General features: G+C 26.8%; 15 protein-coding genes and 1 tRNA gene. 8 read left to right on the plus strand and 8 right to left on the minus strand.

Features of this window, described 5'->3' with window-relative positions; translation table 11 throughout:
* Positions 1–40: 40 nt before the first annotated feature.
* On the minus strand, positions 41–2,269 hold the full coding sequence (locus tag ACWPW7_RS00880; protein WP_454052024.1) for a HelD family protein: 2,229 nt from the start codon (positions 2,267–2,269) through the stop codon (positions 41–43).
* 457 nt (positions 2,270–2,726) lie between these two features.
* Between ACWPW7_RS00880 and ACWPW7_RS00885 the strand changes: the two genes are divergently transcribed.
* Positions 2,727–2,978: a hypothetical protein gene (locus ACWPW7_RS00885; RefSeq protein ID WP_454052025.1), complete on the plus strand. Its 252-nt coding sequence runs from the start codon at positions 2,727–2,729 to the stop codon at positions 2,976–2,978.
* A 96-nt stretch (positions 2,979–3,074) separates the two neighbouring features.
* On the opposite strand, the gene ACWPW7_RS00890 is transcribed toward ACWPW7_RS00885, so the two are convergent.
* From ACWPW7_RS00890 to ACWPW7_RS00905, 4 genes are all read right to left on the minus strand, one after another.
* On the minus strand, positions 3,075–3,608 hold the full coding sequence (locus ACWPW7_RS00890; protein ID WP_454052026.1) for a GNAT family N-acetyltransferase: 534 nt from the start codon (positions 3,606–3,608) through the stop codon (positions 3,075–3,077).
* 152 nt (positions 3,609–3,760) lie between these two features.
* A complete protein-coding gene (locus ACWPW7_RS00895) occupies positions 3,761–4,015 on the minus strand; it encodes a TfoX/Sxy family protein (RefSeq protein ID WP_454052027.1) in 255 nt (84 codons plus the stop codon).
* A gap of 47 nt (positions 4,016–4,062) precedes the next feature.
* Positions 4,063–4,560: a hypothetical protein gene (locus tag ACWPW7_RS00900; protein ID WP_454052028.1), complete on the minus strand. Its 498-nt coding sequence runs from the start codon at positions 4,558–4,560 to the stop codon at positions 4,063–4,065.
* 444 nt (positions 4,561–5,004) lie between these two features.
* Positions 5,005–5,607 (minus strand): GNAT family N-acetyltransferase, encoded by a 603-nt coding sequence (locus ACWPW7_RS00905; RefSeq protein ID WP_454052029.1) that lies wholly within the window; start codon positions 5,605–5,607, stop codon positions 5,005–5,007.
* An 867-nt stretch (positions 5,608–6,474) separates the two neighbouring features.
* Between ACWPW7_RS00905 and ACWPW7_RS00910 the strand changes: the two genes are divergently transcribed.
* The 3 genes from ACWPW7_RS00910 (at position 6,475) to ACWPW7_RS00920 (ending at position 8,866) form a co-directional block, all read left to right on the plus strand.
* A complete protein-coding gene (locus ACWPW7_RS00910) occupies positions 6,475–7,047 on the plus strand; it encodes a TetR/AcrR family transcriptional regulator (protein WP_454052030.1) in 573 nt (190 codons plus the stop codon).
* Between the two features lie 116 nt (positions 7,048–7,163).
* Positions 7,164–8,087, plus strand: coding sequence for an alpha/beta hydrolase (locus ACWPW7_RS00915; RefSeq protein ID WP_454052031.1), 924 nt, complete (start codon positions 7,164–7,166; stop codon positions 8,085–8,087).
* A gap of 356 nt (positions 8,088–8,443) precedes the next feature.
* Positions 8,444–8,866: a GNAT family N-acetyltransferase gene (locus ACWPW7_RS00920; RefSeq protein ID WP_454052032.1), complete on the plus strand. Its 423-nt coding sequence runs from the start codon at positions 8,444–8,446 to the stop codon at positions 8,864–8,866.
* 114 nt (positions 8,867–8,980) lie between these two features.
* Here the strand turns inward: ACWPW7_RS00920 and ACWPW7_RS00925 are convergent, their stop codons facing one another.
* The 3 genes from ACWPW7_RS00925 to ACWPW7_RS00935 form a co-directional block, all read right to left on the minus strand.
* Positions 8,981–9,493, minus strand: coding sequence for a GNAT family N-acetyltransferase (locus ACWPW7_RS00925; RefSeq protein ID WP_291567242.1), 513 nt, complete (start codon positions 9,491–9,493; stop codon positions 8,981–8,983).
* 824 nt (positions 9,494–10,317) lie between these two features.
* A tRNA-Trp gene (locus ACWPW7_RS00930) sits at positions 10,318–10,393 on the minus strand.
* 315 nt (positions 10,394–10,708) lie between these two features.
* Positions 10,709–11,329 carry a CBS domain-containing protein gene (locus ACWPW7_RS00935; RefSeq protein ID WP_291567240.1) on the minus strand — a complete coding sequence of 207 codons (621 nt, stop codon included), beginning with the start codon at positions 11,327–11,329 and terminating at the stop codon, positions 10,709–10,711.
* Positions 11,330–11,588: 259 nt separating this feature from the next.
* On the opposite strand from ACWPW7_RS00935, the gene ACWPW7_RS00940 reads away from it, so the two are divergent.
* From ACWPW7_RS00940 to rimI, 4 genes are all read left to right on the plus strand, one after another.
* Positions 11,589–12,866 carry an HD-GYP domain-containing protein gene (locus ACWPW7_RS00940; protein WP_454052033.1) on the plus strand — a complete coding sequence of 426 codons (1,278 nt, stop codon included), beginning with the start codon at positions 11,589–11,591 and terminating at the stop codon, positions 12,864–12,866.
* 127 nt (positions 12,867–12,993) lie between these two features.
* Positions 12,994–13,455: a tRNA (adenosine(37)-N6)-threonylcarbamoyltransferase complex ATPase subunit type 1 TsaE gene (gene tsaE, locus ACWPW7_RS00945; protein WP_454052034.1), complete on the plus strand. Its 462-nt coding sequence runs from the start codon at positions 12,994–12,996 to the stop codon at positions 13,453–13,455.
* Positions 13,452–14,159 carry a tRNA (adenosine(37)-N6)-threonylcarbamoyltransferase complex dimerization subunit type 1 TsaB gene (gene tsaB / locus ACWPW7_RS00950; RefSeq protein WP_291567235.1) on the plus strand — a complete coding sequence of 236 codons (708 nt, stop codon included), beginning with the start codon at positions 13,452–13,454 and terminating at the stop codon, positions 14,157–14,159. The genes tsaE and tsaB overlap by 4 nt, the downstream gene beginning before the upstream one ends.
* Positions 14,152–14,598, plus strand: coding sequence for a ribosomal protein S18-alanine N-acetyltransferase (gene rimI, locus ACWPW7_RS00955; protein ID WP_291567233.1), 447 nt, complete (start codon positions 14,152–14,154; stop codon positions 14,596–14,598). Before tsaB ends, rimI begins: the two co-directional genes overlap by 8 nt.
* Positions 14,599–14,648: the final 50 nt, after the last annotated feature.

Here is a 14,648-nt window from a genome sequence, read left to right on the forward strand (position 1 = left end):
CACGTATATATTAAATTTAGAGCTGGCAAGGTGTAATATATTAAATGAAGTCGCATTTTTCTCCAGTATAATATACAACTAGTCGGTGCAACGCTCTCGTAGAGGCTATATATAAAAGCTTTCTATCAAATTCACTTGTATAATTATCCTTTGAAGCATTATATATAATAACCACATCAAATTCTAATCCTTTTGCCATATATGCAGGAATAACTAAAGTACCTTTTTCAAATTCACCACCTTTTATATTCAATAATTTAATATGGATTAATCTATTTAATCCTTCTTCAATTTCCTCTGACTCTTGCTGAGTTTTACAAATGATCGCAATAGACTCATAGCCTTCTTTATAGTAGTAATCAATATCTTTTATGATACTCTCATAAATTAATTCTTTATTTTCTTTGAATGTAATTGCTGGTTCATATTCATGTCTTTCAAAAGAAATAAAATCCTCTTTAATATTTAATATTTTTTTAGAAAAAGAATTTATTTCTATAGAGGATCTATAACTTCTATTTAAAAAAAGTTTCACTGATTTTTTCTTATGTAGTATTTCTTCTATATCATTATATAGGGATTTATCTCCATATTTTTCAAGTGTCTGATTAAAATCTCCTAACACCGTATACCTTGCCACATTAAATAAAAGCTTAAAAACCTCATATTGAAGTGGATAATAATCTTGTGCTTCATCAATAACTACCTGCCTAATTTCAGAAAACTCTTCATTACCTTCTAGTTTTAATTTAATATATAAAAGTGGTGCACAATCTTCATAACAAATGTGTCCATTATTAAGATTTTCTTTAGTTTCTAATATTATTTCTTCAATCTCTCTAGGAAGCTTCAATCCTTTAGAAAGTTTTAATAGAATATCATTTTTATTAAAAAGCATTTTATATAGGTTCATATAATCAACTTTAGTGAATCTATGGATATTCTTCATAAACACTTTTGATTCTTTTATAGAAAGTAGTCTACTAAAGGATTTTATTTCAAATTCATGATTAGGACTATTCTGTACAATTTTCTCAATTTTTTCAACCCTTATCTTTCTTAAAGGATGAATTTTATTTAATATGATATTTTCAATTCTTCTAAGTCGTTTTGCTATTGACATACCAATTTTATTATTAAGAAATTGATTCTTTATTTGTTGTCTTGTTTCAATAATTTTACCGTCATAATAAACATCTTCAAACTCAATTAAATTATGCTCAAAATATTCTATTAATCTATCAAGAAGTTTTATAAACTCTTTAGAACCTTTAAATTTTATACTTTGCATTTTTACATTTGATTTTTGAAGATTATTAAGAAGAATTAGAGACTCAAGTTGATCATTTCTACTTTCAAATTTAAAATTATTTCCTAAAAATTTATAGATAATATCATCAAAAGTGATTTGTTCCACATTCTCCTCTCCTAGTTCAGGTAAAACACCAGAAATATATTTGCTAAAAATAGAATTCGGAGAAATTATTATAACGTTGTTAGAATTTATTTTTGACTCCATTCCTATATAAAGTAAAAATGCGATTCTATGCAAAGCTATAGATGTTTTACCACTGCCCGCTACTCCTTGCACAATTAAAAGATGATTTTCAGTATCTCTAATAATTATATCTTGCTCTTTTTGAATAGTTTCAACAATATTCTTCATCTTTGAAGATGAATTATTACATAATACCTGTTGTAAAATTTCATCATTAATTCTTATACTGCTATCAAAAAAGTATTTAAGTTTTGAGTTTTCAATCTTATACTGTCTTTTCATTAAGATATCACCATAAATTATTCCAACTGGTGAGTTATATGAGCCTCTACCAACCTCACATTGATAAAACATACTAGAAATAGGAGACCGCCAATCATATACTAAAATTGAATTTGTTTCTTCATCCATTAAATTATAGATACCGATATATATTTTTTCTGTGTCATCAAAATCATCTTCTTTAAAATCAAATCGTCCAAAATAAGGGGATTTTATCATACATTCATATTTTTTTATTTTTTTCAATGTACTTTCATAACTCTGTGTTTGATTATTTACTGCAAAAAGGTATTGGTTCATTTCTGGAATTTTATCAAAATCATTTGAAGAATGGGATGTTTGTTCCCACATCTCTTTTCCTAAAGCTATAACTTTACTTAATCTGCTATTTAACTCTTCCTTTTCTTCCTCTAGTTCTTTTTCTATAAAGCCTAATGTACTCTCAAGATATAGAATTTCATCATGATTGTCTGGTTCAAAATTATTCATTCTTTCACTCTCCCATATTTTCTAAAATACCTATTGACATTAGCATTTATTTTATGATATAATTATTATGTAATATAAAATGTATAATTGGGATTTTTATGCCTATTTTTATTATATGTAAAAATCATATTTAAGTAAACCTTAAATGTGATTTTATTTTATAGTTTAATAATAGAATTTCTTCATAATTATTTTTCTTATGACATAATGATTATGAACTTATATAATCCTTCAAACTTAAATGCTTAAACTTTTCAGAATATTTAGTTATATTGTATTTAAAGTAGCTTTATGAATATATAATCAAAGATCTTTTAAATTTTAATAGTAAGAATAAAGAATAAAATATCTGTACATAATTTAAGATAAAAATATTTATTTATCGACATTTCAATGTAATGTTTATATCTCTAGATAGATAATATATAACTATTAAGTTGAATAAAGGAGGACTAACATGGAATCTTTAGATAAATTATTTGATGATGATTGGGAAGGTGACAGATATACTAATGATGATTTAAAAGAATGTGAGCAATGTGGCAAGCTCTGTCCATCAGAAGATTTATGTAAAATTGATGGTTTCTTTGGGAAATTCATAATTGCTTGCCCACAATGTGCAGTAGATATAGATTCAAGCATATATATGTGTTTTAATGACAGTGATGATATTACTTACGATGAAGCTGATTTTGATTCATATGATTAATATTTTTTTGTAAACTCACAAAAGAACCTTTGTTTATACAAGGGTTCTTTCTTAATATAATGCTAATATTAAAATTTCTTATCTAATTTTAAAGTTTTATTCTCCATAATACTCCTCTCTTAAAATTCCCATAACAACTTCATCATGATATTTGCCATGTCTGAATATCTCTTTTCTAAGTAATCCCTCTTTTTTAAATCCACATTTTTCATAGCTTTTTACTGCTCTCTCATTGAAGGAATATACATTTAACTTTATCTTATTTATATTCATTTCCTCAAATATAAAATTTATAAGAACTTTCATGGCATCTGTTCCATAGCCTTTACCTAAGTAACTTTTATCTCCTATAAATATTCCAACTGTAGCTACACTATTCTTCCAATCAATATTATTTATACCACAGCCGCCAATATATTTTTTATCATTTAAAGTTTCTATAGCAAAGTTATATAGATCTTTATTTGCTGACAAACCTTCAAACCATTTTACTTCATCTTCATAAGTATATGGATATGGTATGTTAGGAGCTAACAAACCTCTAATTTCTCCATCATTCATATATTCCTGTGCCTTTTTTATATCTTCTTTTCTATACTCTCTTAATTTAACTTTTTCACCAATATACATTAGTTTTCCCCCTTTATTTAATTTCTTAGATACACCTTAATCAAGTTCCACCATAGTTTATAAATGGTTTCAACAGCCAAATATGATATAACTAAACTAACATGCTAATCTATCATTTTTTTAAAGATATCTAAATTTATTTAATCAATCATCTATTTAAGTGATTGAAAAAAGAGCTTTAAATCCTGCTTTATATCTTGTGGTAAATCATGCCATCTTACGCCCTTTACAGCTCCTTCTAATGCACATAGCATATTACAGCAAGAGTTATCATCAATATTTTTTATTTTAATAAATGCTTCTTTACTTCCTATAGCTTTTAACTCATCAGCATTTTTAATTCCTGCATCAATTAATTTTTTCTCTAAGACTTTGCCTATATTAGGCATTTCAGATAGCCTATCCAAGATACTCTCCCCCTAATTTACATGTTTATTATGTTTCAACCTTTATTTTAAAATATCTCTATATTTCTAAATATCAACATCCCTATGATTATTGCAGCAATAATGCCTAATAATACAGAAAATATTACATATTGAGCATTGTTTTTACTCTTTTTAAATATATAGGAACTAAGGAAATATATTATAAATGCAAAAATAGCTGTAATCAAAATATTTCTAAAATCAAAATTCGTTGTAAATTCTGGGCTAATTGCAGAACAAAGCCTTGAATTCATCAATGTGGCTATTGATAGTAAATATAAGCACGCAATATTAGTTTTTCTATTTCTTTCTTTAAATTTTTTATCTTTTAAATTAAAATTATCATAAAACTTAGGACTTACAAATTTAATATACTTATCATAAAATTCTTTCTTAAAAGAAAATAATATTCCCATAATAAGAAATATAACTGACATAATTAAAAAAGTGATACTTGGACCTAAAACATTATAAAAAAGAGTATATAATAATAAAAGAACTATCATAAATAATACTATTCTCATTTAATTCTCCCCCTCTAGCTCTATAATATCAATTTAGGCATCTTTAAATAAATAATTTCACTTAAAGCATATTCAAAAATATTTAGTCAGTATGCTCGTCTATTTTTCATCATACTACATCATCAGAAATCCGTGACAGCTTGTCTATCATGGAAACCTTTCTCCTTATATGGCGCAAAATATACTTTCCATCTTTAACTAGTTATTTTCTTTCATATACCCTAAGTTTACATTTATTTTTCTATAATTCTATTTCTTTATTAAATTTACCTTTATTTTGAAATCTAAAGATACTGCTTAAAGTTTAGAGTATTATATCACATTTTTCTTTTCTTAACATCCTAAATATACTTCTTTATGGAAAGCTTATAAATTAATACTTTCTATAAAAATAAAGACTATTATCATAAATAGTCTTTATTTTTATAGAAAATCCAATATTTTTTAATTTCGTTTCATATATTCTTTTCTCAACATAGAATATACACTTATATTGCCATATTCACCCATTTCATAATTATAATAGTGTTCTCTTAATACTCCATCTTCACAAAAACCTATTTTTTTCACTAAGGCTATAGATGGAAAATTGTCTCTATCTATCATAGCAATAATCTTATTCATATATAATTCCTTAAAGGCAAATTTAAGGAGCCTTTCTATACATTCACTGGCAACTTTTTCTCTCCAATGATGTCTAACAATGGTATATCCTATCTCAGTATTATTTGAATATAAATCAATATTATAAAGCCCTATATCACCAAGAAATTCATTAGTTGTTTTATCAACTATAACCCACCTAATACCTTCTTTATTTTTATACATCACTTCTACTTTCTCTAAATACATATTTGCTTGCTTTTTAGCATCTATAATCTCCGTGCCAGAATACTTCATCACTTCTTTATCAGAAAAAAGTGCCTCTATATCTTTCAAGAAAATTTCATTATATCTGTAAAGTATAAATCTCTTTGTCTCCAAGGTAGGAAATTCTTCAAAACATTTATCTCTTAATCTAATATGATATTCTGGTTCACTATTCATTTACATCACTCCCTTATTCAATGGAGAATTGAGAATTGTAAAGACTTCTCCTTTAAGAATAAACTTTTAAATAAATTTAAAATAGTTATATTGGTTAGCATACTAACTAATTATTTTTTAAGATACTTTAGTTAAATTCTTAATAATCTTGATTAATATGTACAAAAGTATTCTTTATTATATATTACCAAATATTCAGAATACTTTCATGGTACTTTATACTATTATAAAGCTTATATAATACTATTACAGTTGATTATTATAAGTATAATGCTTATAACTCTTTAATTTAAGTTTTATTTTATATTTTTTATTTTTATCGCAATAGCTCTTAAATCTATTACTCGTTGTATATTTATAGATAAACTACCTTAAGAATTAATATATAGCTAAATATAACTACACCCTTAAGTTTTTCAATTCACAATTCACAATGCAAAATTCACAATTAAGGTGGAAATTATTTTTGATCAAAATAATTTCTTTAATGAATTTTTAACTAGCAATGCGATTGCTAGTGTTTTATTGTAGATGTCAACGGTGTTCATCAGTTATTTTTAATACGCCTTATAGTTTAATATTTATTCAATAATATATGAAGAACACTGATCGCCGCTACAGTTAATCAATTCTAAATTTCTCAGTTACCACTGAGAAATATCCGAAATTGTGAATTGTGAACTGTGAATTTTGAATTTGGTGGTTTTAGTGACAATATCAATAAGTTCTAATTATTTTCAGAGATAGATTAAATTTAGAGCTGATATATCTATATATCCATATTCATTATCATAAATTATTGACAATTACCCAAGTTAGCAGTAAAATCATTTTACAATCAGCCAGCCGACCGATAGGAGGTTTTTTATGGAAAAAAGCACTAAAGAAATTATCATAGAAAAAGCTACAAAAATTATTGAATTAAAAGGTGTTAAAAATACCAGTCTTTCAGATATATCAAAAGAATGTGAAATTAGTAAAGGCACTCTTTACTACTACTATCCCACTAAAGATGAACTGATATATGATATAGCAGACAGGCATCTTAAAGCCTTAACTGATCAACTTGTAAACTGGATAGAAACTATTGAAGATGAAAGTAGCCCTGAAGAAATTTTATCTACAGTTTACAAATCTATTTTGTCTCAAGAATTTAGAGGAAAACTCCATATATATCTTATAAGCGAGGCATTAATGGGAAATAAAAAACTTGAGGAATACTTTAAGGAAAACTACAACTATAGCAAAGAAGCTATAATTAAGGGGTTAAAGAAAATATATAAAAAAAATGATAATAGCTTTTATGCAATGGCCTCATTAATTTCTGCTACAATAGATGGTTTCTTAATTCAAAATATCCTTAAAATTAATGAAATACCTATAGAAACAATAACAAAATTCATTGTAGCAAATTACAATAGTGTATATAAAGAAAAATAGCTAATCAAAGATGAGTGATACATTTTCCATCAAATAAGAAGATAGGTTTCCATAATAGTTGGGATATTAAAATCTTCTAATTATTATTTTTATAAAATTAAAAGGGGATGATTACATTGGCATTAGGCAATTTTTATTTTGAGGATAAACTAGAAAAAGATATACATGTATATAAATGGACTCCAGAAGAATCAGAAATAAAAGGAGTAGTACAGATAGTTCACGGAATGGCTGAACACGCAGGAAGATATGATGATTTTGCAAGATTTCTAAACGAAAACGGGTATATCGTTTACGCTGATGACCATAGAGGTCATGGTAAAACAAGTCCTAATGAACTTGGATACATGGGTGAAGGTGATGTATTTCATCTTATGGTAGACAATCTTAAAGAATTAACAGATATAATAAAAAAAGAGAATCCTAAATTGCCTGTATTCTTATTAGGTCACAGCATGGGTTCCTTTATTTCTTTAAGATATAGTGAACTTTATGGCAGTGAGTTAAAAGCATTAATTTTATCTGGAAGTAATGGAAAACAAAATCTTAAATTTTCCTTTGGGACATTGGTAGCTAAAATGGAAATGAAGAAAAAAGGGCCTAAAGCTCCCGCTACTCTTATGGATAAATTAAGTTTTGGAAATTTTAATAGTAAATTTAAGCCTAATCGAACAAATTCTGATTGGCTTACAAGAGATACTAAGGAAGTGGATAAATATCTTGAAGATACTATGTGTGGCACTATACATTCCACATCATATTTTTATCATTTGTTAAAAGGACTTAAAAACAATTACAAACATGAAAATTTAAGTAAAATACCTCCAAATTTACCTATATTATTAGTGGCAGGTAAAAAAGATCCTGTAGGATTAATGGGACAAGGCGTTAAAAGGCTTCAAAATAGTCTAAAAGATGTAGGCATTAAAAAAGTCGACATGAAGCTTTATGATAATGCAAGACATGAGATATTAAATGAAGTTAATAAAGAAGAAGTCTATGGTGATATATTAGAATTTTTAGATAGAAATCAAAAATAGCTTATGCAATTGAGAATTGACAATAGGCAATTACGAGCTTTTCACCCCTGGGGCCTATATGAAAATTATAAGTCTTAATTAACTTTAAAATAACTACAAAAATCTAACCTGCAGTTATATTATAAGTTAAACCCCTGAGGTGAAAAAACTAATTTTAATCTCAATTTTCTATTTACAGATTTCCATTGATTAACTCTCTTTTCAATTTACTTGCCATATTCTATTCATTACTTATAATGTATTTTGTATTTTCATATGTAGTATAATAATTTAAAATATATATCTAAATACAAACTATAAATTTAAGAAGAGACATTTAAATATTTAAGAAAATATTTAAAATTAGGAGGAATCTTATGGATTTTAGAATTCAATATGACTGCTTAAATATAGATTGGAATTACGTATCTGAAACTTTAAAAAGAGTTGGAATGGCATATTTTGAAGGCGAGATACATAAAAAAGCTTTTGAGAATAGCCATGCAGTTGTATTTGTTTTTGATGATGATACTTTAGTTGGTTTTGGTCGTGCTATTTCCGATGGAGTCTATCAAGCTGCAATTTATGATATTGCTGTATTACCAGAATATCAAAGCAAAGGAATTGGAAGAATAGTTATAGATAATATTACCAAAAGCTTACCTCAATGTAATTTTATATTATATGCTTCACCTGGTAAGGAAGTATTCTATGAAAAAATGAATTTTAAGAAAATGAAAACAGGAATGGCATTATTTCTAAATCAAAAGAATATGCAAGAAAAAGGATTTACAGAATAATTAATCCACAATTGATATCTCTGTAAAAAGTTTAATTATTTTATAGAGATATCAATATAGTTATGATAATTGGGGTTATTAAAAATAACCCCTTTAATTTACGTCTTATTGATTTTAATTATTAAAATTTTCTGCCAAATTAGACAATGCTTCGTTATGCACTCTATAAACAGTCCATTCATCCATAGGAACTGCTCCTATCTGTTTATAAAACTTAATTGACGGCTCATTCCAGTCAAGACACCACCAGTCAAGTCTACCACAATTTCTATCTACAGCAAGCTTAGCTAAAAATGAAAGTAGTATTTTTCCAAATCCTTTTCCTCTCATTTCTGGCTTTACATATAAATCTTCTAAATAAATACCTGGTCGTCCCAAAAATGTTGAAAAATTGTGAAAAAACAATGCAAAACCTACTGGTTTACCTTCATATTCTCCAATTACAACTTCTGCTACCTTACGTTCAAATAATGATTCTTTTAAAATTTCTTCTGTAGCAACAACCTCATGTAATAATTTCTCATAATCTGCTAATTCCTTAATAAACTCTAGAACTAAAGGAATATCTTTCTCTTCCGCAAATCTTAAATTAAAATCTTTTACTTTAGTATTAATTAAAGTACTCATACTTTACCTCCTAATAATTAAGTATAATCTCTATAAATATATTAAATTATAGATTGTACATAAATGATTATAACATGAATTTGAAATAAAAAGAATATTCGGGATTATTGTCTTATGCTGTCATATATTAATGAAACAATAATTAATATAGAATTTTAAAAATATTTGCTCTATTATATAATTTTCTATACTAATATAAACAATGACCTATAGATATATCAGCTCTAAAATTAATATACATGAAAATAATTGGTCTTTTTTAGTATCATAGCTGAAACTGTTGAATTCACAACTCACAGTTCACAATTCACAATTGTGGATATTTCTCAGCAAGAGCTGAGAAATTTAGAATTGATTTATTTTTAAAGTAATATAGTCGCTTTTTATGAAAAATTAGCAGCTGTAGTTTCTCCATAGTACTAGTTAAGTTTATTAGTATTATTCCGAGCTATACTGCATCTCGGGGAAACCCTTATACAATTGAGAATTGGCTATTGAGAATGAAGAATTTTTGATACTTTTCCTTTATTGGAAGAAGTCTTTAATTGATTTATTTTTAAAGTGACATAGTCACTTCTATAAAAAAATCTATTAAAGAAATTAGTTTGATTAAAACTAATTTCAACCTTAATTGTGAATTTTGAATTGTGCATTATCTTAAGTTGTGAATTAAAATACTTAAGGGTGTAGCTATATTCAACTATACATCAATTTTTAAGGTAGCATATCTATATATAGAAATATACCTGTTCTAAAATTAAATAACTTATATTGATTTTCTAATAAAATAAAAGAACTCAGTAAAACAAAGTTTACTGAGTTCTTGGCAGGGGCAGCAGGACTCGAACCCGCAACCAATGGTTTTGGAGACCACTACTCTACCAATTGAGCCATACCCCTATAACGAGATTAATTATATCACATTCTTTTTATAAATACAATATGAATTTTATTAAAGTGATTTATCCAATTTTACAAAATTACTTCCGCTTTCAAATGAAAAATTTAAATTCATTTCTTATAAATTTTTTATAGTTTCTTAAAAAATAACAATCCAGTATGTTAGCCTATTTTCCATTATACTACGTTATCAAATCCTTCTCATAGCATCACTACGAACAAACCCTAACGCTTTATATTATATAAAATAGGCTAACCTCTTTATCTTGTTATTTTTTTTAAACTCCTAATTTAAGCTTATCCATATTTTAATTATTATTGCACATTAAAACCTGAGGATTTAACTTTTGATAATATCTCATCAAAGTTTTCTGTTCTAACCCTTACCACAATTTCTTTAACTTCTGTTTTGCTCTTTGGATCTACAACAACAAAACTTATTATGTCTCCTTTATTTTCAGTAATAATCTTAGATAGTTTTGATATTTGTCCTGGAATATCATGTGCTATGATTGCTAAACGATGTCCTTTATTTAATCCAAATAGTTCAGTAAATTGATGGAATATTCCATAGTGAGTTACTATACCTTTAAAATCTCCACGTTCATCTACAACTGCTATAAATGAAACACTTCTAGTTTCTAAGAAGTGTGCTGCTTCTTCAACTTGTTCCAATGGTTTTATTGTTGGTACATCAGTTCTCATAACGTTTTCTACTAAAAAATCAGAAAGTAAACATTCTCTTTCTACACATTTCTCATAATAATAAGTGTATATTTTTTCTTTTGATATAGCTCCAATAAACTTATTTTCTTCTGCAACTGGAATTGATAAAAATCCATGCTCTTCCATAAGTTCTAACGCCTCACCTATTGTCATTTTTGGCGTAACAGTTATAAGTTTATCTCTTGTCAACATTAAATTGCTTACAAACATTGTTTATCCCTCCTTGTATTAAGGTACTCATGAATATTATATATCAATTATTAGAATTTTTAAATATTTCCTAAGTATTTTTATCGTTATAATATATAATTATAATAAAATGTTCATTAATTGGTACTCTCTATGATAATATATTTATATAAGTTTAGTTTTTTTACATAAATATAGTTTGATTTGAGTAAATATTTAATATAGGATACGGCATCTTTCAATTGTTATTTTCCCCCAGATGCCTAAGTGGGGTTGATTTATGAAAATTAGTTTAAATAAAATAGTTCACGCACTTTCAATTGCTCTTGATTTAGCTATGGTTAATTCTGATATGGGATTAAAAATGATGGAAGATATAGATAGTAATAATAGCACTAAGTTGAAATTTTCTCATCATTCTAATCGAACAACTTATATTTCATTAAGAATAGGTAAACAGTTACAGTTAAGTGATGAATCATATAAAAACTTATATATATCAGCTATGCTCCATGATATTGGATGTCAAGGTATTTTTGATAAAGCTCATACCTTTAAAGAATATATAAAAGAGCACTGTATTGAAGGTGCTAATATGATATTAAAAATCCCTATGTTTATCCATATGTATGATATCATTTTATATCATCATGAAAATTATGATGGTAGTGGAGCAATGAAACTGAAAAATTATTTAACTCCTATTGAAAGTCAAATCATAAGACTAGCAGATTCTGTAGAAATTTTATATGATGAAGCTATACCTTTTTATATGCAGAAAGATAAAATAATAGAATATGTTAAGAAAAATGAAGGAATAATTTTTTCTCCTAAAATAGTAAAGGCATTTTTAGAGATATGTCCTGCTGAAAGTTTTTGGCTAGATATAAACAATACACCTTTCTTTCCTTTTATATTACAAGATATTTTACCTAAAGATATTACTTATGTTACTTTAGAAGAATTTGAATATATAGCAGATATTTTTGCTTCTATAATAGACAATAAAAGTTCTTTTACTGCAAGCCACTCTAGAGGTATTGCAAACCTTGCTTATGAGGTTTCAAAGCATATTGGATATAGTGATTCTAAATGCTTAAAGATGAAAATTGCAGGACTTTTGCATGATATAGGAAAGGTGGCTATTCCTAATGATATTTTAGATAAAAATACCTCACTAACTAATGAGGAATTTTCAATTATTAAATCTCATACCTATTACACAAAGCTAATATTAGATAGAATTGAGGAAATATCTGATATATGTGATTGGGCTTGTAATCATCATGAAAAACTTAATGGTGAAGGATATCCTAGAAAATTAAAAGCTGAAGAAATCTCTGAAGAAGCTAGAATAATAGGAGTTTGTGATATTTATCAAGCTTTAACAGAGGATAGGCCTTATAGAAAAGGAATGTATATGTATGAAGCATTTAGTATACTAGATGATATGGCTAGCAATGGATTTATATGTAAAAAAGCAGTTAAGCATATGAAAGATACTTTAATTGCTAAGGCTCAAAAAAATTCTACTAATGTGCCTTCAGAAAATAATTAGTTATTTTTCAAAGACATTTTAATAATATTTATTTTTAGTTATAGTTTACAACTACTATGGCAATACTTTGTCTATTGCCTTTTCTTTTTATTGCTTTTGGGCTAAAATATTAAATGAGGTGAACTTAATGGAATTTATCGTTAATACTATAGAAGAGACAGAAGGACTAGGTGTTCAAATAGGTAAGCTTTGCAATAGTGGGGATATTATCTGCCTTATAGGTGATCTAGGTACGGGTAAAACTCACTTAACAAAAGGTATTGCAAAGGGACTAGATATACAGGACAACATTACAAGTCCTACATTTAATATAGTTAATGAATATGATAATGGGAGATTAAAATTTTACCATTTTGATGTTTATAGAGTTAATGATTCTGACGAAATTGCAGCCATTGGCTTTGATGAATATATTTTTGGTGATGGAGTTAGTGTTATTGAATGGGCAAATTATATTGAAGAATTAATCCCTGAAGATAGTCTAACAATTGTTTTAGAAAAAATTCCACAATTAGGCTCTTGTTGCAGAAGAGTCACTATAAATTATACTGGTTTAAGATATGACTATATAAAGGAGTTAACACTATGAGAATTTTAAGCTTAGATTGTGCAACAGAATGTGCTACTGTAGCTATATTAGAAGATGATAAATTAATTGGAGAAATAAACTTTAACTATAAAAAACAACATTCTGTAATTCTTATGCCAATGATAGATGAGGTTTTAAAAAATACCTCATTAAATATAAATGATATAGATGGATTTGTAGTTTCTAAAGGTCCTGGTTCTTTCACTGGTCTTAGAGTTGGTATGGCTACTATTAAAGGGTTGGTTCAAGCTTCTAAAAAACCTTTTATAAGTGTTTCTACACTGGACGGTTTAGCAAATAACTTATTCTATGCTAATGGACTTATATGCCCTATTATGGATGCTTTAAGAGGAAATGTATATACTGCCCTATACAAATTTGAAGATAACAATCTTATATCATTAACTGAGCCTATGGTAATTTCTCTTGATGAGCTTATAACTACTTTAAAGGAAAAAGATGAATCTATATATTTCATAGGTGATGGAACTTATAAATTTAAAGAAAAGCTTTCTAATGAATTAGAAAATATTAATTTCGCTCCATCCCATCTAAATTTAGCAAGAGCAGCTTCTTTAGGACAAATAGGCATAAAATATTTAAGTGATGGAATACAAGATGATATATATGCTACTGCTCCAATTTATTTAAGACTTTCTCAAGCAGAAAGAGAATATGAAGAGAGAATGAAAAGTAATGGATAGTCTATATACTGAATTAATGAATGCTAAGACTACTAAATATGTTCAAGAAATATCATCATTAAGCTTTCCTATTCCTTGGAGTTTACAATCCATTGAAAAAGAATTAACTAATAAATTTGCTCGCTATGTAACTTTAAAAAATAATGATAAAGTTATTGGTTTTGGTGGAATGTGGATTATTTTTGAGGAGGCTCATATAACTAATATAGCTCTTCATCCAGAATATAGGGAGATGGGCTATAGTCATATAATTCTTGATAGTCTTGAATCTATATGTAAAGATGAAGGTGTAACTGCTATGACTTTAGAGGTTAGAGCTTCAAATATAGCAGCACAAAAACTTTATGAACGTCATGGATTCAAAGTTGAAGGGATTAGAAAAGGTTATTACGAAGATAATAAAGAAGATGGACTTATAATGTGGAAAAGAGATATTTAAAGAATCGTGAATAATCATCACGGTTTTTTATTTTATGTTAAAATGTTCAT

It is taken from the genome of Clostridium sp. Marseille-Q7071, assembly GCF_965112025.1.